This is a genomic window from Leifsonia sp. 2MCAF36, assembly GCF_052115525.1.
GTDB lineage: Bacteria > Actinomycetota > Actinomycetes > Actinomycetales > Microbacteriaceae > Leifsonia.
The window spans coordinates 20,042-41,805 of record NZ_JBFRGV010000005.1 but is presented as its reverse complement, the minus strand read 5'-3'; the positions used below and the strand labels follow the sequence as shown (position 1 = coordinate 41,805).

Annotated in this window: 20 protein-coding genes and 1 tRNA gene; 16 read left to right on the top strand and 5 right to left on the bottom strand. The window is 65.7% G+C overall.

Going from position 1 to position 21,764, the window contains the following annotated elements; genetic code table 11:
- The first annotated feature begins 13 nt into the window (after positions 1 to 13).
- The 6 genes from AB4079_RS09090 to AB4079_RS09065 all read left to right on the top strand — a co-directional run bounded on the left by AB4079_RS09090 (position 14) and on the right by AB4079_RS09065 (position 4,681).
- The gene (locus AB4079_RS09090) at positions 14 to 1,579 is read left to right on the top strand and encodes a gamma-glutamyltransferase family protein (protein WP_441786970.1); all 1,566 of its coding nucleotides are present in this window, start codon (positions 14 to 16) and stop codon (positions 1,577 to 1,579) included.
- Positions 1,579 to 2,280 (top strand): YoaK family protein, encoded by a 702-nt coding sequence (locus AB4079_RS09085; RefSeq protein ID WP_441786969.1) that lies wholly within the window; start codon positions 1,579 to 1,581, stop codon positions 2,278 to 2,280. The genes AB4079_RS09090 and AB4079_RS09085 overlap by 1 nt, the downstream gene beginning before the upstream one ends.
- 102 nt (positions 2,281 to 2,382) lie before the next feature.
- The gene (locus AB4079_RS09080; RefSeq protein ID WP_441786968.1) at positions 2,383 to 3,450 is read left to right on the top strand and encodes a sodium:calcium antiporter; all 1,068 of its coding nucleotides are present in this window, start codon (positions 2,383 to 2,385) and stop codon (positions 3,448 to 3,450) included.
- 109 nt (positions 3,451 to 3,559) lie between these two features.
- Positions 3,560 to 3,883 carry a hypothetical protein gene (locus tag AB4079_RS09075; RefSeq protein ID WP_441786967.1) on the top strand — a complete coding sequence of 108 codons (324 nt, stop codon included), beginning with the start codon at positions 3,560 to 3,562 and terminating at the stop codon, positions 3,881 to 3,883.
- 6 nt (positions 3,884 to 3,889) lie between these two features.
- Positions 3,890 to 4,522, top strand: coding sequence for a DUF2510 domain-containing protein (locus AB4079_RS09070; RefSeq protein ID WP_441786966.1), 633 nt, complete (start codon positions 3,890 to 3,892; stop codon positions 4,520 to 4,522).
- A 70-nt stretch (positions 4,523 to 4,592) separates the two neighbouring features.
- Positions 4,593 to 4,681 (top strand) — tRNA-Ser (locus tag AB4079_RS09065).
- Between the two features lie 736 nt (positions 4,682 to 5,417).
- On the opposite strand, the gene AB4079_RS09060 is transcribed toward AB4079_RS09065, so the two are convergent.
- Positions 5,418 to 5,999: a TetR/AcrR family transcriptional regulator gene (locus tag AB4079_RS09060; RefSeq protein WP_441786965.1), complete on the bottom strand. Its 582-nt coding sequence runs from the start codon at positions 5,997 to 5,999 to the stop codon at positions 5,418 to 5,420.
- 125 nt (positions 6,000 to 6,124) lie between these two features.
- On the opposite strand from AB4079_RS09060, the gene AB4079_RS09055 reads away from it, so the two are divergent.
- From AB4079_RS09055 to AB4079_RS09035, 5 genes are read left to right on the top strand one after another with little or no spacing between them, the layout of a single operon-like run.
- Positions 6,125 to 6,466 (top strand): cupin domain-containing protein, encoded by a 342-nt coding sequence (locus AB4079_RS09055; RefSeq protein WP_441786964.1) that lies wholly within the window; start codon positions 6,125 to 6,127, stop codon positions 6,464 to 6,466.
- Positions 6,467 to 6,475: 9 nt separating this feature from the next.
- Positions 6,476 to 7,813 carry a flavin monoamine oxidase family protein gene (locus AB4079_RS09050; RefSeq protein WP_441786963.1) on the top strand — a complete coding sequence of 446 codons (1,338 nt, stop codon included), beginning with the start codon at positions 6,476 to 6,478 and terminating at the stop codon, positions 7,811 to 7,813.
- 31 nt (positions 7,814 to 7,844) lie between these two features.
- Entirely contained in the window at positions 7,845 to 9,335 is a 1,491-nt protein-coding gene (locus AB4079_RS09045; RefSeq protein ID WP_441786962.1) for an APC family permease, read from the top strand.
- 32 nt (positions 9,336 to 9,367) lie between these two features.
- A complete protein-coding gene (locus AB4079_RS09040) occupies positions 9,368 to 10,786 on the top strand; it encodes an aldehyde dehydrogenase family protein (protein WP_441786961.1) in 1,419 nt (472 codons plus the stop codon).
- Between the two features lie 27 nt (positions 10,787 to 10,813).
- Entirely contained in the window at positions 10,814 to 11,611 is a 798-nt protein-coding gene (locus AB4079_RS09035; RefSeq protein WP_441786960.1) for a MoaF C-terminal domain-containing protein, read from the top strand.
- 40 nt (positions 11,612 to 11,651) lie between these two features.
- Here AB4079_RS09035 and AB4079_RS09030 read toward each other — a convergent pair whose 3' ends face one another.
- The 4 genes from AB4079_RS09030 to AB4079_RS09015 form a co-directional block, all read right to left on the bottom strand.
- Positions 11,652 to 11,828 carry a hypothetical protein gene (locus AB4079_RS09030; RefSeq protein WP_441786959.1) on the bottom strand — a complete coding sequence of 59 codons (177 nt, stop codon included), beginning with the start codon at positions 11,826 to 11,828 and terminating at the stop codon, positions 11,652 to 11,654.
- A gap of 453 nt (positions 11,829 to 12,281) precedes the next feature.
- A complete protein-coding gene (locus AB4079_RS09025) occupies positions 12,282 to 12,965 on the bottom strand; it encodes an SGNH/GDSL hydrolase family protein (RefSeq protein WP_441786958.1) in 684 nt (227 codons plus the stop codon).
- The gene (locus tag AB4079_RS09020) at positions 12,962 to 14,014 is read right to left on the bottom strand and encodes a Gfo/Idh/MocA family protein (protein ID WP_441786957.1); all 1,053 of its coding nucleotides are present in this window, start codon (positions 14,012 to 14,014) and stop codon (positions 12,962 to 12,964) included. The genes AB4079_RS09025 and AB4079_RS09020 overlap by 4 nt, the downstream gene beginning before the upstream one ends.
- A 105-nt stretch (positions 14,015 to 14,119) precedes the next feature.
- Positions 14,120 to 15,658 carry an alpha-L-fucosidase gene (locus AB4079_RS09015; RefSeq protein WP_441786956.1) on the bottom strand — a complete coding sequence of 513 codons (1,539 nt, stop codon included), beginning with the start codon at positions 15,656 to 15,658 and terminating at the stop codon, positions 14,120 to 14,122.
- A gap of 150 nt (positions 15,659 to 15,808) precedes the next feature.
- On the opposite strand from AB4079_RS09015, the gene AB4079_RS09010 reads away from it, so the two are divergent.
- The 5 genes from AB4079_RS09010 (at position 15,809) to AB4079_RS08990 (ending at position 21,763) form a co-directional block, all read left to right on the top strand.
- Positions 15,809 to 16,852: a hypothetical protein gene (locus AB4079_RS09010; protein WP_441786955.1), complete on the top strand. Its 1,044-nt coding sequence runs from the start codon at positions 15,809 to 15,811 to the stop codon at positions 16,850 to 16,852.
- A gap of 53 nt (positions 16,853 to 16,905) precedes the next feature.
- Positions 16,906 to 18,261, top strand: coding sequence for a carbohydrate binding domain-containing protein (locus AB4079_RS09005; RefSeq protein WP_441786954.1), 1,356 nt, complete (start codon positions 16,906 to 16,908; stop codon positions 18,259 to 18,261).
- Between the two features lie 153 nt (positions 18,262 to 18,414).
- A complete protein-coding gene (locus AB4079_RS09000; RefSeq protein WP_441786953.1) occupies positions 18,415 to 19,428 on the top strand; it encodes a LacI family DNA-binding transcriptional regulator in 1,014 nt (337 codons plus the stop codon).
- A 112-nt stretch (positions 19,429 to 19,540) separates the two neighbouring features.
- Entirely contained in the window at positions 19,541 to 20,818 is a 1,278-nt protein-coding gene (locus AB4079_RS08995; RefSeq protein WP_441786952.1) for an ABC transporter substrate-binding protein, read from the top strand.
- Between the two features lie 69 nt (positions 20,819 to 20,887).
- On the top strand, positions 20,888 to 21,763 hold the full coding sequence (locus AB4079_RS08990) for a carbohydrate ABC transporter permease (protein WP_441786951.1): 876 nt from the start codon (positions 20,888 to 20,890) through the stop codon (positions 21,761 to 21,763).
- The last annotated feature ends 1 nt before the right edge of the window (position 21,764 follow it).

Genomic DNA, 21,764 nt, shown 5'->3' with positions numbered 1-21,764 from the left:
ACAAGGGAGAACCATGCCTGCCACCACCCTCACCGGCGCCGTCGCCACCCCGCACTCCGCGGCCACCCGCTCAGCGGAGCGAGCGTTCGAGCGCGGTGGGAACGCCCTCGATGCCGCACTCGCGGCCGCGGCAACGCTCAGCGTCGTCTACCCGCACAACGTCAGTATCGGCGGCGACCTGATCGCGCTGGTGCGCGATCCCTCCGGGCGCACCCGGTGCGTCAACGCGTCCGGCCCGACCGGGTACGCGGTCGACCCGGTGAAGCTCCGGGATGTGCACGGCGAGACCCTGCCCTATCGGGGTATCGACACGGTCACGGTCCCGGGCGCGGTGCGCGGCTGGGACTCGATTCACCGGATGGGCGGGCAGCGTCCGTGGGACGAGCTCTTCGCCGACGCTGTCGACGCCGCACGCGACGGCATGACCGTGTCGCGGTCGCTGGCCGCGGCGTTCGTGGAGGAGCGGGACGCCATCCGATTCGACCCCGGCTTCCGGGAGGTGTTCCTGCCGGGGGGCCGTCCGCCGGCTCTGGGAGATGTCCTGCGTCAGAGCGCGCTCGCCGACACCCTCGACGCGCTTCGCAGCGAGGGTGCATCGGCACTCTACGACGGGTCGTTGACCGCCTCCTTCGTCGCCGGGCTGATCGGCCTGGGCTCGCCGATCGGCTACGCCGACCTCATGCTGTTCCACCCGGAGATCGTCGAGCCGCTGGTCGGCCGGTTCCGCGGCCTCGACCTGCTCACCAGCCCGCCTAACACGCACGGATTCGTGCTCCTGCGCGTACTGGAAGGACTGGAGAGGGACGGCGTCGTCGACCCGTTGGGGGCGTCGTTCGGGACGATGCTGGAGCGATTCTTCGAAGCCAACGCCGTCCGCGACGAATACCTGGGCGACCCGCGCCTCACCCACGGCAGCACGGCCACCCTCTTCGAGGAGACCGCCGAGGCGTCGACGGAAGCGGTCGCGCCGGGGTTCCGCCCGCCCCGGGGTGACACAGTGGGCATTGCGGCGTCGGACTCCTCCGGCTGGTCGGTGTCTCTCATCCAGAGCGTCTACCACGCCTTCGGGGCCGCCGTCGTCGAGCCGGCCACCGGCATCCTGCTGCACAATCGCGGTACCAGCTTCTCGCTCGACCCCGCCTCGCCGAACGCGCTGGCGCCGGGAAAGCGACCCCTGCACACCCTGATGCCGGTGATCGTCACTGAGGGGTCGGCCGTCCGCTACGTGTCGGCGGTGATGGGTGGCCAGGGGCAGCCGCAGATCCATGCGCAGACCTTGTTGCAGGCGATGGCCGGAAAGACGGCGGCCGAGGCGGTCTCCGCTCCGCGTGCGGTGGTCGGCGCACAGCGCGACGGGGACCGGCCGTCAGCCGTCTACGCGGAGGACGACCTCGCCGATGCTGCCCGGGTGTCGCTCGACGACACGGGCCTCAGTGTTACTCCGGCACCGCGCCTCAGCGAGCTGGTGGGCCATGCCAACCTCATCGTCGTCGGGCGGCCCGGGTCGATGGATGCGGGCAGCGACCCGCGCTCCGACGGTGCAGCCAGCGTGCGTTCGTATCCCGGAGGCGCGGCGTGATGCCGGGTGGCAAGGAGCGACAGCGGGACCTGACCGTGCTGCTCATGCTCGCGCTCACCTTCTCCACCGGGATCGTGGATGCCGTCGGCTACCTCGGGCTGGACAAGGTGTTCGCCGGCAACATGACCGGCAACGTCGTGGTACTCGGCATGGCGCTGGCCGGCGCCGACGGCCTGCCGTGGGTGGGTCCCCTCATCGCGCTTTTCGCCTTCATGGCCGGGGCGGTGATCGGCGGGCGGACCCTGCGTCGGGAGTCGACGGGGTGGAACACTCGCACCAGCTGGTCGTTCACCGCCGTCGCCGTCGCCCTGCTGCTGCTCACGACCATCACCATCCTGACGGGAGGCGTCCCACCCAAGCCGTGGGAGCTCGCCATCACCACCCTGCTGGCGGCGACGATGGGATTCCAGGCGGCCGTCGCCCGGCACCTCGCCGTGAAGGACGTCACCACGGTCGTGGTGACCTCAACGCTGACCGGCCTCGCGGCGGACTCGCGGCTCGCGGGCGGCTCCGGCCAGCCCTGGCGCCGTCGCGCCGCGGCCGTTGCGCTGATCGCGCTGGGCGCGCTGGTCGGCGCTCTGCTTCTGCGTCTGAACATCGCGGCGCCGCTGGGACTCGCCGCGGTCATCAGCGCGCTGGCAGCAACGGTCGGCCACAGCGCGGCGCACGAGAAGACCGTTCTTGCCCGCGACATGCGGTGAGTGCCGTCTCGATGCGCACATCCTGACGTCCAGGGGATTGCCTTTCTTTGCGCGTGTGCAATATTTGCATTTGAGTACACGTTCTCGGAAGGCTGATCGCCAATGGACTCCCTGCCGCTCTGGCTGTTGTTGCTGATCTTCGTCGCCGGCGCGGCCGTCATCTGGTTCGCCGGCATCCAACTGTCGAAGACCACGGATGTGCTGGACGGGAGGCTGCACCTGGGCAGCGCCCTCGGCGGCCTCATCGTGCTGGCGGTGGCGACGAACCTGCCCGAGATCGCGATCACGGTCAGCGCCGCCGGCTCCGGCTCCATCGACGTCGCCGTCGGCAACATCCTGGGCGGCATCGCCCTGCAGACGGTGGTCATCGTCGTGCTGGATGTGTTCGGCAAGCGCGGCGCCGGGGTCCAGCCGATCACCTACCGCGCCGCATCCCTTGGGCTGGTGCTGGAGGCCGTGGTCGTCATCGCCGTCCTCGCGGTCGTGATCGCCGGCAGCCAGCTTCCGTCCGGCCTGCTTTTCGCACGGCTGACACCCGACGTCGTCCTCATCGCCGCGATCTGGGTCGTCGGACTGTTCCTGGTGCGGCGCGCCGGCAAGGGCCTGCCCTGGCACGAGGACGGCGCAGCACCGGACACGACGACTCCGCACCCGAGCGGCCACCGCACCCGTACCGCGAAGGACTCCGACCGGATGAGCACTGCGAAGGCCGCGGTCATCTTCGGGGTCGCCGCCCTCGCCACGCTCGCCTCCGGTGTCGCGCTCGAACTCGCGGGCGACGCGGCGTCCAAGCAGGTCGGCATCTCCGGGGTCCTCTTCGGGGCGACCGTCCTCGCGTTGGCGACCAGCCTTCCCGAGATCTCCACGGGTCTCCAGTCGGTCAGGCAGGGCGACGACAACCTGGCGATCAGCGACATCTTCGGAGGCAATGCCTTCCTTCCGGTCCTCTTCCTCGTGGCCACGCTGATCAGCGGTCGATCGGTGCTGCCCCGGGCGAACGCATCCGACATCTACCTGACCGCAATCGCGGTGCTGCTGACCGTCGTCTACGCCGTCGGGCTGGTCTTCCGGCCCCGCAAACGAATCGCCGGGATGGGCGTCGACTCGCTGAGCGTCCTTGTTCTGTACTTCTTGGGCGTCGCGGGACTCATCGCGATCACGGTGAGCTGAGGGGGCATCGCCGAGCGTTGGCGGATCCGCGTTAGGATCGCGCCAGCGCAGTGGCGAGGGCAGGCTCGATTCGACCCTCCTTGAGCCGTTGCCGACTGAGAGGAATCGCATGACCGACAGCCCCGTACCCTCGTTCGAACTGCTGGCCGCCGGCCTCCTGGAGGACCCGGACCTGGACGTCACGGTGACCGCGACCGGTCTGCACGTGCACGGGAGGCTGTTCGCCTACCTCGACGGCACCGAGCTCGCGCTCGACCTTCCGCAGCAGCGCGCCGAGGACCTCATCGGCCGCGGGGTCGCCACCGCGGTCCCCGCCGGTCGCAGCGAGGCGAAGGGCGCCTGGGTGCGGATCGCGGACGCGCAGGACTGGCCGGAGCTGGCCTCCGAAGCGCACCAGTTCGTCGGCGAGCCCGCCGTCGGCAAGGACTCCTGAGCCCCGATGTCGGATGCTGCGGCGCCGCTGGCCGGCTGGTACCCGGACCCGCACGGCTCCGGCGGGCTCCGCTGGTGGGACGGCGTCCGGTGGACCGAGCAGGTCACGGCGTCCCCGTATGGTCGGTCGCCGTACGCGCCCGCGCAGCGCCGGCGGCTGCCCGACGAGACGCCCGTCTACACCGTGTGGATCTGGTTGGTCGCCGTCCTGCCTCTCATTTCGACGCTGCTGCTGTTCCTACTGCACCCGCAGCCGCTGTTCGAGGAGGCGGCGACGGGTTCGGCCGTTGTCGTCCGCGACCCGCTCGCCTTGCTCGGCGGACCGGCGTACTTCGCCGTGATGGGCATCAGCTGGCTGCTCGCGGCCGCAACCATCGTCTTTTCGTGGCTCGACTACCGTGAGTTGACCCGTCGCGGTGTCGAGCGACCCTTTCACTGGGCGTGGTCCTTCCTCGGGATCGTGTACCCGATCGGCCGCAGCATCATCGTCCGCGGCGTGGCCGGGGGCCGTGGAATGGCGCCGCTGTGGGTGGCGGTCGCGGTCTGCATCGCGAGCTACGCGATCGCCTTCACCTGGTTCATCCTGATGGTCAGCCAGATCGTGGGAACCGCAGTCGACAACGTCCCTGTCGGCACCTGAGAGCCCCCTGTTCGAACGGCCGCGCATCGTCCGATATGATGGTCGTCGTGCGTCCGCTCGCGGTCGCGCTGGAGACGTCGCATAGTTCGGCCTAGTGCACCACCCTGCTAAGGTGGAGTCCCCGTAAGGGGACCGAGGGTTCAAATCCCTCCGTCTCCGCCCTGTCATGAGTCGCGACATAGGTCTCACCTGAGTCGCGTCATAGGTTACTGAGGGAGAGCCCGGCCATTGGCCGGGCTCTTGTCTTGGTTGCGCCAGTAGCTGTGGTCGGGGTCGATGGTGTGGGTGGAGCGTGGCCGAGGTGGGTGTGCCGGCCAAGCCCGGGGGACGGGCCTCGGCTGAAACTGCCTTTCACGGTGCTGCGGAGAGGAGCCGCCCCGCGGCCTCGGCGTAGCGTCGGAGATCCGGACGCTATCGTCGGCGATCCGGCCGTTATCGTCGGAGACTCGCGCTCATCCGGGCCAGATCTCCGACACACCGCGGCCGGTCGGAGATTCGCGCCCGTTTCTCCGACACCGCGACACACCGCGGCCGGTCGGAGATTCGCGCCCGTTTCTCCGCCACCAGGCACGCCCCCGCCCGGAGGGAGAATGAGCGGATGGTCCCGCCCGCGTCCGAGCGAATCGTCCGCGTCCCGGTCAACCGGATCGAGTTGGAGGCTGCGGTCGCCTTCGGGACGCCGTGTCGCACCCTCGAGGCCGAGGCCCACCACTGGATGTGGCCCACCTGTGCGAACTGCGGTCAGCGACCGACTGTCGCCTATGACCCGACTCAGCTGTCACCTATCAACTGAGACCTATGTCGTGAACTCAGACACCTCCGTCTCCGCCCAATAAATATGCTGGTCAGGGCCTACCAACTAAGTGGCGACGTTAGTGCGCGCGCGCTCCGCCGATCATGATCGATTCGGCTGCCCGGCGAGCGCCGAGAGCTCGTTCCAGACCGCCCGGATGGCATCCCGGATGGATTCCTCATCGACTCCGGCGATGTACTGCATCACGAGCCCGTCCAGGCTCGCGAAGGTCATTCGGGCGACTGAGACGATGTTGTCGGTGATCCCGAATGCCGTCAAACCGTCCCTCATCGCCTCGATGTAATCCGCGTACAGCTTCTGCACTGCGGGACGAAAGGCGGGATTACGCCTGGCCTCCAGGATCATCTCGTACTGGAACGCATGGAGTTCGGGGGTGGATCTCGTGGTGTTCAGCAGGGCCTCGATGAACTCCTCTTCCGAGGTGGAGAACAGAATCAGCCGGGTCGAATCGATTGCGGCTTGCGTCACGCCGTCGAGGGCTGCCGCGAGGAGGGCGTCCCTACTACCGAAATGGTGCGCCACCAGGGTGTTGTTCACGCCGGCTTCCTCGCCGACCGCACGGTAGGTGAGCCCCCGGAGGCCCTTGCTCGCGACCACGCGGATCGCGGCCTCGATCAGCAGGTCGCGCCCCGTGCCGTACGCCGCGCGGCCGTTTCTCTTCATTCGTCGATGGTACCGACTCGAACGCACCTGTTGACACGGAACTAAGCATCTGCTTACATTCACTAAGCAGTTGCTTAGTTTAGCCGCGCTCCGCGCCGGCACCTCAATGTGGAGGAGAGACCCCGATGGCTGATCAAACTGAATTCTCCGCAGGTTCGTACGACGAATCGGCGCTCGAACCGTTCGAAGTCGGTCGGGTCCAGTGGGTCCGTCGTTTCGGCGAAGGAGGCCGTGTCACCAGCGCGGCCGGCTTCTGGGTCGTCAGCCCCGAAGACGCTCCCGAACCGTTCACCGTGGTGGGTGAGGCCGACGAGTCCATCTTCATCTTTCAAGGCCGTCTGAGCCTGGAGATCGACGGCAATCCGGCACTCGAACTCGGCCCGGGAGCAGGCGCGACACTCAACGAGGGCGTCTCGACCCGCTGGACCATCCATGAGCCGGTCGTCGAGTTCTTCGTCTACAGCTAGGCACGTGCGATGAACGAGAACCATTACGACGTCGTTGTCGTCGGCGCCGGGTTCGCCGGCCTGGTCGCCGCGCGCGAGCTCTCGCAGCGGGGACGCCACGTCGCCGTCGTCGAGGCACGGGACCGGATCGGCGGCCGCACCTGGACGCGTCCGGAGTTCGGGATCGAGTTGGAGCTCGGCGGCACGTGGGTCCACTGGACCCAGCCGTTCGTCTGGGCCGAGCTGCAACGCTACGGGATCGGGATCCTCACGAGCCCCACTCCTGAGATCGCTCACTGGTGGAGCGACGGACGCGCACACACGGGAACTCCTGACGATCTGCTCGAACTGCTGGATCTCCCCAACGTCCTCCTCGGCCGCGAGTCGCGCGCGTTGTTCCCGCAGCCCTTCGACTGCCGGGCGATCGGCGCGCGAGCTCTGTCCGACGCGGACAACATCAGCATGACGCGGGCGATCGCCGAACTCGACCTGCCGCCTGTGCAGCAGGAGCTCCTCGAGTCGTTCTGGACTCTGAACTTCAACGGGCGGCTGGACGACGCAGCTTTCTCCCAAGCGCTCCGCTGGGTCGCGCTGACCAACGGGGACTGGCGGGTCAACTTCGAAGCGTGCGCCACCTACAAGATCGAGGGCGGTACCCGACGGCTTGCCGAAGCCATCGCCGCCGACATCGCCGGAGACCTGCGGCTCGAGAGTGAAGTGCGACGGATCGTCGAGACGCCAGACGGTGCGACGGTCGAGCTGGTCGACGGCTCCGTCTTGCACGCCTCCGCTGTGATCGTCACCGCACCCTTGCACGCTCTCCGACGCATCGTGTTCGAGCCTGAGCTTCCGGCACCGTCGACGAGCGCGATCGAGCGAGGTCAAGCGGGCCTTGGCACCAAGATCTGGGCACGGCTGGAAGGCGAGCGGGCTCCGTTCGTCGCCCTCGGCTCCGCCGACTGGCCGCTCAACTTCTTCCAGACCGAGTACATCCGGGATGGCTCGACGATCGTAGTCTGCTTCGGCCCCGATGCAACGGCGGCCGGCCCAGCCGACCTGGGTCTCGTTCAGGAGACGTTGCGACGTCTGGTACCCGACGCGGTCGTCCTCGAGACGGTCGGCCACGATTGGGTCGCTGACCCGTACGCAGGAGAGACGTGGCCGATGCACCGAACGGGATTCCTTACGGAGTCGCTCGCGTCGCTCCAAGCTCCTGTCGGCACCATCCGCTTCGCAGGATCCGACCTCGCCGACGGCTGGGGCGGTTTCATCGACGGGGCGATTCAAAGCGGGCTCGCCGCAGCCCGCAGCACCATCCGCACTGACGCACCCCTCACCACCCACGCATCGGCGATCGCCGGCGCGTAACATTTCCCACCCGAGATCAAGGAAGATCCTCATGACCGCTTCAGCGTCACCCTTGCCTGTCGCCTCCGAGTCCGCCGAGCCGGCGTCGCCGTCGTCCGGTCTGCGCCGAAACGCCGTCGGCGTTCTCGGCATCCTGTTCTTCGTCCTCTCGGCGCAAGCGCCGCTGACCGCCATCGCAGGAGCCCTTCCGCTGACTGTCTTCCTGGGCAACGGTGCGGGAGCCCCCGGGGCGTATGTGGTCATCGGCATCGTGATCACCCTCTTCGCCGTCGGGTTCATCGCCATGTCGCGCCGAATCAAGGTGAACGGCGCGTTCTACGCATACGTCGGAGCCGCGTTCGGCCGACGTACCGGTTCCGGCGCGGCGTGGCTCGCGATCCTCGCGTATGCGACCGTGCAGGCAGCCATGTACGGGCTCTATGGCGTATCGGTCTCTGCCCTTTTCGCCGGCCTCGGGCTCAGCCTGCCCTGGTGGGTGCCGGTGATCGTGACGGTGGCGCTGGTCCAGGTCCTCGGATCGCTGAACATCGAACTCGGCGCCCGAGTGCTCGCGATCCTCGTTGCGTGCGAGGTGGCCGTCCTGCTGGCTTTCTCCTTCGGTGTCCTCTTCATGGGCGGCGGACCGGAAGGCTTCAACCCGGTCGCCAGCTTCTCGCCGAGCGCGGTTCTCTCCGGCGCACCTGGAGTCGCCCTCATGTTCGCCGTCGCGTCCATGTTCGGGTTCGAGTCGACCGCCATCTACTCCGGCGAGGCGAAGGACCCCCGTCGCACCGTGGCACGCGCGACGTACCTGTCGGTCGCCGTCATCTCGATCTTCCTGTCGTTCGTCGCGTGGATGTTCGTGAGCTACTACGGCGCATCGAAGGTCACCGCGGCCGCCGGCAAGGCGGTTCAGTCGGGCGACTCCACCTCGTTCGTGTTCAAGGCCCTGGACGGTGTGCTCGGCGGCTGGTCGGGAATCGTTGCGAGCATCCTGCTGGTGACTTCGCTGTTCGCCGGTATCCTCGCGTTCCACAACGGCATCAACCGGTATCTCCACTCCCTCGGCGTCGACGGCTCCCTGCCCCTTCGGGTCTCGCGGACGAACCGGCACCAGGCACCGTTCGCCGCAGCGTGGGTGCAGACCGTGATGTCGCTGGTGCTCGTCCTGCCCTTCGCCCTCCTCGGACTCGACCCGGTGCTCACCCTGTTCTCGTGGCTCAGCGGGGTCTCCGTCGCCGCGCTGGTGGTGCTCTACGTCCTCTGCTCGGCCTCCGTCGTCGTCTATTTCGCCCGAAATCGGGAGGGCGGCAAGCCATGGCAGACGGTCATCGCCCCGAGCCTCTCCGCCGTCCTCCTGCTGGGCGTGCTCTTCCTGGTCGTGTCGAACTTCACCGCACTGATCGGCGGCGAGCTGACGACCGCGATCGTGCTTCTGATGATCGTCCCGATCTGCTTCCTCGTCGGGTTCCTGGCCAGCCGGCCACGCCGCACCGCTCCCGAGGTGCCGGGTCCGCTCGCCTCCGCTTCCGACCACCACTGACCCCCGAACCGACGAGATCGAGGTTTCGCACCATGACCACCTACGATGAACTGCTCCAGCGAGTGCTGGGCGATGACACCTCCGGCAAGCCGGTGCGCGAACCCGCGACCGGCGAACTGATCGGCTACGCGCCGCTGCACAGCGCCGACGACCTGGAATCGGCGATCAGCCGCGCGGACAGGGCCCAACCCGGCTGGGCCGCCCTGGGTGATGCCGCTCGTGCGAACGCGCTCCGCCGGGCCGCCGACCTCGTCGACGGGTCGTCCGAGGCCCTCGTCGAACTCCTGGCCCGTGAGCAGGGAAAGCCGTTGAACGGCCCCAACGCCCGCTTCGAGGTCGGGGCCGTGTCCACCTGGCTGCGCGTCACCGCCGACCTCCAGCTCGACCCGCAGGTGGTGGTCGAGGACGAGAATCTCGTCGCCGAGCTCGTGTATGAGCCGCTCGGGGTGGTCGCCGCCATCGGTCCGTGGAACTGGCCCCTGATGATCGGCATCTGGCAGATCGCCCCATCCCTGCGCATGGGCAACACTGTGATCGTCAAGCCCTCCGGTTACACACCGCTGAGCGTGCTGGCACTCATCTCCATACTGAACGAAGCGCTCCCGGCCGATGTCCTCATCGGCATCTCTGCCGGCCGCGATGTCGGAGCGCTCCTCGCCGCGCACCGTCGCATCGCGAAGATCATGTTCACCGGCTCCACGGCCACCGGCCGGAGCATCATCGAGAGTTCGGCCGGCAACCTCGCTCGCCTGACGCTGGAACTCGGCGGCAATGACGCCGGCATCGTGCTCCCTGACACGGACCCCGAGGCCATCGTGGGTGACCTCTTCTGGGGCGCCTTCATCAACACCGGCCAGACCTGCGCCGCGCTCAAGCGACTGTATGTGCACGAGTCGCAGTACGAGAACGTCATCGACGCGCTCGTCCGTTTCAGCACCTCCGTGCCGCTGGGTCCCAGCCTGGATGAGACCAGCCTGCTCGGACCGGTGCAGAACCAGGCTCAGTTCGAGATCGTGAGCGGACTCGTGGAGGATGCGCGCGCCCGCGGGGCACGCATCGTCACGGGAGGCAGCCCGGCGAAGGAACTGGGCGACCTGTTCTACCCTGTCACCCTCGTCGCCGACGTCACGGACGGCGATCCCATCGTCGACGAAGAGCAGTTCGGGCCGGTGCTGCCGATCATCAAGTACACCGAGGTGGACGAGGCGGTGAGGAACGCCAATCGCCTGAACGTCGGTCTTGGCGCGTCCGTGTGGTCCTCCGACCTCGCGGCCGCATCAGAAGTGGCCGGCAAGCTCAAGGCGGGCTCGGTGTGGATCAATCGCCATGGCACCCTTCACCCGCTGGCGCCCTTCGGCGGCGTGAAGGGCTCGGGTTACGGGCTCGAGTTCGGCGTCGACGGCCTGAAGGCGGTCGCGGCTCCCAAGGTGATCCACCGCCCGAGAGCCTGACCGACACGACCACCAGAGGAGCTACCCATGAACACAGAAGATCGAATTCAGGACTTCGTTGCGGAGGCCGACTGGCCGAGCACCGCGACGATGCTGCAGGGTTTCGGCGAACCCGGGCTGCCTGCTTCAGGTGAGCTTGTCGGCCGCACGCTCGACGTCCTCTACGACGATGCACCGAGGACGACATACGAGTTCCTCACATCGGGCGAGATCGCCGTGGCCGAAGCGGGGCAGGAGCGCCGGATCGTCCGGTATCGAGCGGTCGAGGCGCGCCCGGGGATCTTCTACCTGGACCTGGTCGACGGCGAGCTGACCGCTACCATCAACGACTCTCTCGCCCTCGAACTGTCCGACGGTCGCGTGACTCGTGCGCGATCCAGCTTCGTCGATCGTGACGGCGCGGTGCGTACGACCACCGACTTCTCCTCGGGCCGGGTGGCCGGCACAGGGCCGACCGAACCGCGTCAGCGCACTGACGCACTGGTCGGGCTCCGCATCTTCTACCGCTACAGCGCCACCGAGGCCTACGAGCACATCTACCTCGACGCCGGCACCTTCGTCTGGCACTGCGTGCGGGGCGGAGAGGCTGGACTCGCCGACGTGGACCGCGCCGAAGCCTGGGAACTCGGCGACGGTCTGTACCTCCTCTACTGGCAGGAGTCCGTCATGGCCGTCGAGAGCTTCCTCATCGTCGATCTCCAGAAGGAGAGGTCGATCGGCCGCATGTTCTGCTGGGATGCCCCCACGCTCGACGCGGTGCACATCCCGTTCGACAGCCGATTCACCATCCTCAACAAGACCACCTACCCCCTCGATCCGAAGTGATGTCCGTCCGCCGCCTCGCGCATCCAATGAGATAAGAACGCTAGTGGACCATAGCGGCGTTTTCGCCGAGCGCCGGCCGCCGCTTGATGAAGAGCGAGAGAAGGACCGGGACAAGAGAGATGAATGCGCCCCAGATGAATGCCGTGTGCACGCCGGCAACCTGGGCACTGACGGGGTTCACCCCAGCTGCTGTCGCGTTGATGGTTCCGGTGGTCATGAGAGTTGATGAACAGGGCAGTGCCCGCAGCACCGCCGACCTGCTGCAAAGTGTTCACGATCGCGGACCCGTCGGAGTAGAGCCGCTTGGGGAGCGACCCGAGGGCTGACGTGAGAAGAGGCGTGAGCATGAATCAAAGACCGATGTTCAGCGCGACGTGGATCGCGATGACCACGACCACATCCGTTCGTTCATTGAGCATCGTCAGACCCCAGAGAGAGAGAGAGAGAGAGAGAGAGAGAGAGAGAGAGGCTGAGGAGCACTGCACCGGGCGTGACGAGGGGCCCGGGACCGAATCGATCGAAGAGTCGGCCGACGATCGGGGCCGCGACACCCATAGCCACCCCTCCTGGAAGGAGCGTCAATCCGATGCAGTGCGGCTGCACCGGAAACTCGTGAACGCCGGTGTCAAGACGGAACTGCACGTCTGGGAGGCGGCGCCTCACGGCCTCTTCATGGGGCAGGCACCCGAGGCCCGCGAGCAGCTTCAGCAGGTGAGAGAGTTTTTGCTGGCGCAAACGAAGTAGGCAGGAGTAGCCACGCCTGAGCGATGATGCGATGCCCGAGTTCGCTCGGATGGATGCCGTCCGTTGCAAGGTCACTTGCTTGCACCTTTTTCGCGGCCGTGTTGAGGAGCTTGTGCAGATGAATCACCGGCGCGCCATAGGTTGCGCCGAGATCGTTGACGATCGAGAGCTTCTCGCGAAGCTCGGGCAGCCAGTGCAGCTGCTCAGGGAACAGGGGCAGGAGGAATGGCTCCAGGAGAATGACAGGGGCACCTATCGCGACCGCCGCCTCCATGATGAAGGAGAGGTCCTCCCGGAAGGCCTCCGGGGAGGTGTGTTCGCCCTGGTCGAAGTGACGCCAGACATCGTTGATGCCGATGAGAACAGAGAGCACCCCCGGTTGTGCGGACTCGACTTCGTTCCAGCGAGCTCGTAGATCTCGGACTCGATTGCCTCCGATGCCCAGGTTCACCACTTCAGGTGCTCCGGTCGTCGAGCCGAGCGTTTCGGCGATGACCCGAACATAACCAGTCCCCAGATCGCCCTCCACGAGGGGATTGCGGCCGGCAGCGGTGACGCTGTCTCCGAAGAAGACCAGAGGCCGTCGGCCGCGGAGCCGCCGGGAACTCATGGTCGCGATCCTCTCCGCTGGTCGTCCAGGCCGACCGCGACACGCTCGCCCCTGGTAGCCGACAGCACTGCCGCCTCAACCATGGCGAGCGATGGGATGTTGCGATGAATCTCACCCGACGGTTCAACGCCTGTCCTGAGGGCGCCGACGAATTCGCTCAGCGATCCAGCGATCTCCTCGCGCATCTCGCCATCGTCGCCGGTTTCTCCTAGATCGACCGCTTCCCCGGCAATTGAGAGGGAGGGGGTGTTTTCGCCATCCCACAGAGCCGTCCCCTGCTCGCTTGACGCTCGCCATTCCCCGTTCCACGACGTCTCAAGCGATTGGCTGACCCAGCTGCCCTGATAGATGAAGCGGGTTCCGGACGCGAACTCGAAAATGACCGCGGCTGCGGCATCACCGCTGAACCAACTCCACGAAGGGTTGAAGGAGTCTGCATAGACCGAGATGGGGTCCTCGTCCAGAAGATAGCGCGCGACGTCGAATGGGTGGATGGACATGTCGACCAGAAGCGGTGAAGCCATTTCCTCTCTGAAGCCGCCGAAGTGAGGGGCTCTGAAGAACTGGTGAGTGAGGATGCCGATATGCCCGAGGCGCGTCAGTGCCGCCTTGTAGGCAGCGAGCGTCCGGTAGTACCGGCGTGACTGACTGATCATCAGCAGCTGTCCCGTGGTCTCGGAGATGGCGGCGAGCGAGAGAGCCTCCGCAACGGTCGGGGCGGCCGGCTTCTCCGAGAGAACGGGGAGCCCCAGAAGCATGGCCTCTCGATCGACCGAGTAGTGCGCGGCCGGTACGGTCACATTGAGTACCGCGTCGGGAGCGGTCGATTCGAACAGCTCGGTGATGCTGCGCGCGCAGGGCACATTCGAGAAGCCGACTTCGCTTGCGGCCGCCTTCGCGCCCGCCAGATCAAGGTCGACCAGGCCGACCAGCTCGATTTCGGGCGCGTCCTGGAGAGCTCGGAGCCACGCTTTCCCCATGCCGCCGGCACCGACCTGAATGATTCGGATCGCCCGGTTCGGGTCGTCGATTGTGGCGAAGCCGCTCATTCCACCAACCCCGCAGCTGCCTTGGCCTCGTCGCTGAGCGGCCCCTGATAGCCCTTCCCTCCGTAGACGGGATAGTCCTGGTCGTTTGTGCCGTGCATCGGTGTCCTATCCGTGGAAGAAGTCGTGACGGCGCGGCTGGGCTTCGTCTTCGAGGAAGAGTCGCACGACCGGACCCGCGGCCGTCTGCGATTGTGCCGGCAGGGTCACATCAAGCGACTCGGCGGATCGCTGCCAAGCGACGTCTTCGGCGGAACCGAGGACCCGAATCTCCCGGATTGCTCGAGTGAGGAGCCCCGCGCCGCTTCCAAAGGATCGGATTCGGGCAATGCCGTCCTGGGGTTGTGCGAGCAGTGTCGCGTAGACGTAGTCGCCGGTGACGTGGGTCCGTGTCGTGAAACGAATGTCGGCGCTGGTGTACTCGGGCGAGGTGCTGTCGATGAACGAGCCGGCCGACACCTCGGTCGGACCCTCCGCGGGAATGATCCACGGTCGACTGCCATAGATCGCTTCCCCGTTTCGAGCCAGCCACTCCCCGATCGCTGTGAGGAGCTGACGTTCCTCTTCTGCGATGGTGCCGTCTGGCTTCGGCCCGACATTCAGCAGGAGCACGCCGTTTTTGGAGACGGTGTCAGCCAACTCCGCGATCAGCTCGTGCGCGCCCTTGTAGACGTGCCCTTCAACCCAGCTCCACGATGTTCGCGACACGGACGTGTCGTTCTGCCAGACGTCGTCGCGGATGCCGCCCATGGCGCCGCGTTCGATGTCGTAGACAGCGCTCCCCGGCGCGAATGCGTTCCACTTGAAATTAATGACCACCTCACGGCCCCACTCGGCAGCGCGGTTGTAGTAATACGCAGCGAAGCGTCGCAGATAGGGCTCGAACGCGGCCGACTCGATCCACCAATCGAAGTAGAAGATTTGCGGGCGGTACTTGTCGACGATCTCCACGCATCTCAGCAGCCAGTCCTCGAGGAAGCGCTCATTCGGCGCGATCTCCTCACGCTGGGCCGGCCCATAAAAGTCCGCGTAGGCGGGATCGCGAACGTCGGAGTCGAACCGGCTACCTCCGTTCATGAAGAACCAGTGCTCTGCGCGATGACTTGAGGCGCCGAGAACCATCCAGGCGCGATCCACCGCGTCGCCGAGCTGACGGAATACGTCCTGGCGCGGGCCCATCTGTGTCACACTCCACCGCGAACGGTCGGTGTCGTACAGCGCAAAACCGTCGTGATGCTCAGCCACCGGCACCACGAACTGCGCGCCCGCCTGTTTGAACAGGGCGGCCCAGTCATCGGGCTGGAACGTGTCCATCGTGAAGCTCGGGATGAAGTCCTTGTACCCGAAGGTGCTCTGCGGTCCGTAGGTGGCGACGTGATGCTCGAAGGGCTTCGCCCCCTGCAGGTACATGTTGCGGGAGTACCACTCGTCTTCGAACGCGGGGACCGAGAACACGCCCCAGTGCAGGAAGATGCCGAATTTTCCGTCGCGGTACCAGAGGGGGGCCCGATAACCCTGAAGCGACTCCCACGTCGCGTCGTACGGCCCCGCTTGGATGACCTGCTTCACGCCGGCCAGGGCGGTCGTGTTGTCAGAAACGTCGACCTCATCGGGAAGATCGCTCGGGTTGATCGGGGGCAACGTCATTGTGGATCCTTCTCGCGTCCTCGAAATCCAGGTGGTACCGACCAGACTCCGACCCGGGTGGCGGGTTGACAGTATGGGCACTGCTGAGGAAAAGTGTACGAAACTTGGAGCGCTCCAAGTATGCACCGTTCACAGGAGAATGGAAATTCCATGCTGAAGATTCCGAAACATTCGCGAGGGATGCTTGCGCTCCTCGCAGCCGCGCTGCTCACGGTGGCGGCGCAGAGCAACGCCCCGGCGGCGAATGCCGCAGGATTAGACCACTACGTCGATTGCTCGGCTGCCGCGAACGGCTCGGGGACTCAGGCGAGCCCGTGGAACTCCCTAGCGCCGGTGAACTCCCTCCAGTTCGGCCCGGGCGAGCGCGTCCTGTTCAAAGCGGGAACGACATGCGTCGGCCAGGTGACGCCGTCCGGGTCGGGAGCGGCAGGCAGCCCCGCCGTTCTCACCAGCTATGGAACGGGCGCCAAGCCGATCATCGACGGCGCCGGTGTTGTGGGCTCGGTGATCCATCTCCTGAACGTCCAGCAGTGGGAGCTTTCGGGCCTCGAGGTGCAGGACGCCGCGGCGTCTCCCGCGTACAGGACCGGGGTCCTGGTCGAGAACTCCTCGGGAAGCACCCTCTCCCACATCTCCATCACCGACATGACCATCCGCAACATCTCCGGGTGGTCGGGCGGCTGGTACTCCACGAACGCGGGAGTCGGCATTCAAACCGATCACACCACGCCCATTTCGACGTGGAACGACATCCTGATCGCCAACAACACCTTCGATCACGTCGACCGCCTCGCGGTGGCCGTCACGCCTGACGGCAATGGGGACGCGGTCGGTCAGAGCACCAACGTCCGGATCCTCAACAACAACATCCGGTACTCGGGCGGTGACGACATCCTGGTCGTCCACGGCGATGGCGCGCTCATCGACGGCAATGACGCGGCGTACGGCGGGTCCAAATCGGCGACCGGGTGTCCGCCCTCCGGCGACGTCTGCAACGGGGCATCAGCCTCGATCTGGATGGCTGGCAGCGACGACACGACGATCCAGAACAACACGGTGGCCTGCACGATCAATCAGCAGGACGGCATGGCCTTCGACGTCGACTGGGGAAACCACAACTCGACGATCCAATACAACTACTCGCGCAACAACTCCGGCGGCTTCCTGATGATGATGCCGAAGATCTCGGGCTGACCCAAGAGCCCCGGTCTGCGCTGGCGAGCGATGGGACCGTCGTCCGGTACAACGTGAGCGAAAATGATACGAATACGGCCGGCTGCCCGATCGCCAGCAACTTCAACCGAGCGCACAATGTGTTCGACTTTCCTGGGGCCATCCCCAATCAGCCCGGCGCGGCCGCGCCCCTTCCGGACATCTACAACAACACGATCTACATCCCGTCCGGACAGGGCACCTCGGTGGTCGGAACGCGGAGCGGCAACACGCAGCCCGGCTCATACCAGTTCCGGAACAACCTCGTGCTGAACTTCGGAAGCAAGGGTTATCTGCAAACGACGGGTTCCGTGTTCGCCAACAACCTCCTGTATGGGCCGCGCAACAGCAACGAGCCGACGACCGGCACCGTCTACCTGTCACCTCAGTTGGTCGGTCCCCTGCAATCCGCGACCCAAGCGTCCGGCGGGATGGCGGCCTATCAGCCCCGCGAATCGTCGCCCGCCTCGGGCACCGGTGTCGCGATCCCCTCCAACGGAGGGCGCGATATCGCCGGCAACCCGATCGCGGCCGTTCCGAGTATCGGTGCGTACGAGAAGGCCAACACGAATCTCGTTCGAAATGGCAGCTTCGATTCTGGGGCTCTGACGCCATGGACCCTCAGTGGACCAGGGTCGTCGCTCACCACGAGCACGTCGTTCAATGGCAGCTCCGCACTGCAGACGGGAAACTCGAACAGCGGAGCCGAGAACGTCGTGAGCGGCCTGACCCCGTCGACCACGTACCTCATGTCGGCGTGGGTCAAGGTCGGGGTCGTCGGCGAGCAGCTGGCCATCGGAGTGAAGAACTACGGTGGAGCGGAAACCTACAGCAAATCGACCGACTCAGGGTGGGCACTCAATACCGTCCCGTTCACCACGGGACCAACCAGTACGAACGCGACGATCTACTGCTACAAGAACACCGGCTCGGGCCCGGGCTTCTGTGATGACTTCAGCATCGTCAGGTTGTCCAACCCTGCAAGCCTCGTGGCGAACGGAGGGTTCGAGACCGGATCGCTCGCACCCTGGGGTCTGTCGTCTTCGGTCGCCGTCAGCGTTACGGCGTCGGCTGCCCACAGCGGGTCGTTCGGGCTCGCGACGGGAGTGGCGAACAGCGGGGTGCAGCAGACGATCAGCGGACTCCAGCCGGGAACCACATACGTTCTCACGGGGTGGCTGCACGCCGTATCGGGGGAGCAGATCGCTCTCGGCGTCAAGGCGTTCGGCGCCGCTGAGTCGTTCCATGCGGTGACCGGGGCGACATACGCACCTGCCGCGTTGGTGTTCACCACGGGCACCGCCAGCACGCAAGCGACCGTCTATTGCTATAAGAACGCCGGATCGGGGGCGGGAGCGTGCGATGACCTGGCACTGACTGCCGTGGGCTAGTCATCACCGCGGGATGTGGCTGCGTCGAAAACTCACCGACACAGCCACATCCCGCGCGTGTGCCCTACCCGAGTGCAGTCTTTGGTACGCTCCAAATGAGCCTCTGGCCGAAGGACCCTGAGGCGCGACGGAGTAACGATCTAAGGACGGGGAATGGGTCGGCAAGTAACACTCGAAGACGTCGCCGCCGAGGCGAAGGTCTCCAAGAGCAGCGTTTCGAACGTGATCCGCAACCACCCTCACGTTCGGGAGTCGATGCGTCTGCGCGTCAACGCGGCAATCGACAAACTCGGCTATCGGCCGCAAGCCATTGGTCAGAATCTCGTTTCGGGGCGGACGGGGCTCGTGAGCCTTGCGATTCCCAATTTCGCGCAGCCCTATTTTGCCGAGTTGGCGCGGGCCGCGGTTGCCGCAGCAGGCGACGTGGGGATGCGCCTGATCGTTCAGCAGACCGATAACCTCTTGGAGCGTGAACGAGAGGCTGCGGACTCGTGGAATCTGGGCTCCGCGGATGGTCTCATCTTCAGCCCGTCCGTGATCGAGGACGAAGAGATCGAGGAGAGGCGCGGTCGGGCTCCGCTCGTGCTGTTGGGTGAGCGGTCGAAGCTGTCCTCTGTCGATCGCGTCGGTATCGACTCGGTGGCGATATCGCATGCTGCCACCAAGCACCTGTTGGATCAGGGCCGTTCGCGACTCGTGATGATCGGCGACAAGACCTTCGGTGACCCGTTCGTCGTGTCTGAGCGCGAAGCTGGATTCCATCAGGCGTTGGACGAGGCCGGCCTTCGCGAAGCCGGGCCTGTTGGGGCGGTTCGAGATTGGACTCGTGAAGACGGGGCTCGCGCCGTCGACGAACTCCTCGACGCGGGCGTCGTGTTCGATGGGGTCTTCTGCGCGAACGACCTGCTCGCGCTCGGGGCGATGTCGGCGCTTCGGCGTCGCGGGCTGAAGGTCCCGGAGGATGTCGCTGTGATCGGTATCGATGACATTGAAGACGGCCGGTTTGCCTCACCCACGCTGTCGACGATGTTCATCGACAAGGAGTGGATGGCGCGTGAGGCCGTCCGGCTGCTCGCCAAGCAGCTCTCCGATCCCGATTCGACACCGGAACAACTCAGCGTTCCCTTCCGCCTCATGGCGCGCGAATCGACCGCTTCGCACCGCTGACTTGACAAACCCGCCAGGGGTGGCGCACTCTTTAGGTGCGCCGTTTGGAGCGCTACAAATTCTCAATGGAGAGCACATCATGAAGCACAGCACCCGAAAAGTTCGCAGGGACGTGGATCCTGCGAACAGCACTAGACGTAGCCATGGACGCGTCGTTTCCATCGCGATGCTCGCGGTTGGCACGCTTCTTCTCGCGGGCTGCGCGCAGGCCGGCGCCAGCGGCGCCGACCACAAGACGGTCCTTACGGTCTACGGCTGGAAGGGTGGAGACGCCGAGCCGGCGAACGTGAAGCAGATCAACGCCGCGTTCGAGAAGGCCAATCCCGACATCACGCTCAAGTACTCCTTCATCCCCTCCTCCGCATATCCCCAGCGGGTGCAGTCCGAGCTTCTTGCCGGAAACGCCGCCGACGTCGTCATGACCGACTCGGCCAAGGTTCAGGACTGGGGATCGTCGGGATACCTCGAGGACCTGACGGGGCAGCCCTGGGTGAGCGGCGTGCGCAAAGAGCTCGCACCCTTCATCGAGAGCAAGGGCAAGACCTATGCGATGCCGATGGAGGTGATCGGCATCTCGCTGTTCGCCAACAACACCCTGCTTCAGAAGGCGGGCGTCACCGGGACTCCGGCGACCTGGCCCGAGTTCCTGACAGATCTTCAGAAGGCGAAGGACGCCGGAATCACTCCGCTGTCTCTGCCCAACAAGGGCGGGTGGACGGGAGACGCGGTGTCCAACGCCATTGCCGCCACCCTCGTGTATACCGACCACCCCACGTTCGACGCCGACTTCGTCAAGGGCAAGGCATCGTTCTCGACGTGGAAGTCGTCGCTGCAGCAACTGATGGACCTGCAGTCGAAGGGGTTCGTCGACTACAAGAGCGAACTCGGCGTTGATGAGTGGAGCACCGGCATCTCGGACTTCCAGGCGGGCAAGAGCGCGTTCTACGTGCAGGGCGCGTGGAACCAGTCGGCCTTCACCAAGGCTGGACTGGACGACTCGTTCATCCCGTGGCCGGCCACCGACAAGGACAACTCGAAGGCGAACCTGTTCGTCGGGACGATGCTCAGTGTCAACGCCAAGTCGAAGGTCAAGACTGCGGCCGAGAAGTACGTCTCGTTCTGGTCTGAGAACAAGAATGCCTCGCTCTATCTGCAGGCCGAAAGCGCCGTATCCCCGTTCACCAAGGGGGAGAGCCCGTCGGGAGCCGCGACCAAGACGTTCGTTGCGGCCGTCAACGCCGGACGGTACCGCATCCTTCCGTCCAACACGTGGCTCAGTGCCGCGGGCGAGACGACCCTGCAACAGCAGGTCCAGGCCCTCTGGCTCGGTCAGCAGAGCATCGATCAGACGGTCAAGAACCTCGACGAGAAGCTCAAGCTCGCGAAGTGAGCACACGCGGCGGGGACCGAGTGGCCCCCAGCTCGGCCCCCGCCGTTCCGTTCAATTGAAGGAAATCTGATGATCCACCGCAGACCACTCGTCTCCATAGCCTTCATGGCCCCGGCCGTGGCCATGTTCCTCGCCATCATTGTCTACCCGCTGGTGCAGGGGCTCATCTTGAGCACCACGGACAGCAAGATCGGCAATGCCGGCGACTTCGTCGGCGCGGCGAACTACGTCGCACTTGCGAGCGACAGCGACGTGATGCGAGCACTGGGTGTCACGATTGCGTACGCGGCCGTCGTGGTCATCGCACAGAATGCGATCGGTCTTGCCCTTGCCCGGGCTCTGTACATGCGCCCCCGCATCCGCCAACTGGGCAGCACGCTCATTCTCGTTCCCACTCTGATGTCGGCCGTCATGGCCGCGTTCGTCTGGAACTCTCTTCTCGCGCCAGACGGAGCGATCAACTCCCTCTTGAAATCGCTCGGTTTGGGCTCGCTCACGCACGTGTGGCTCGGTGATCCCTCGACGGCGCTCTGGGCGATCGCGCTGGTCAACGTCTGGATGTTCGCTGGCTATTCGGCCGCCATCTTCTTGGCCGGCTACATGAACCTTCCGGCCGAACTCATCGACGCGTCGAACGTTGATGGAGCATCAGGCTGGCGACGATTCGTCTCCATCGAGTGGCCGCTTCTCGCCCCAGCCACCACGGTGGCTGTCACCCTTTCGCTGATCGGGTCCCTCAAGGTCTTCGAACTCCCCTTTGTGATGACGAACGGCGGGCCGGCCGGCTCATCCACGACCCTGACCATGCTGATCTTCAACAAGATCTTCGGAGGACTGGGAAGCTTCGCCTACGGTGCGAGCATCGCCGTCGTCCTTCTCGTCGTCGTCGTGCTCTTTGCCGGAGTCACCCAATCCCTTCTTCGACGTCGCGAGGAGCGAATCTAAA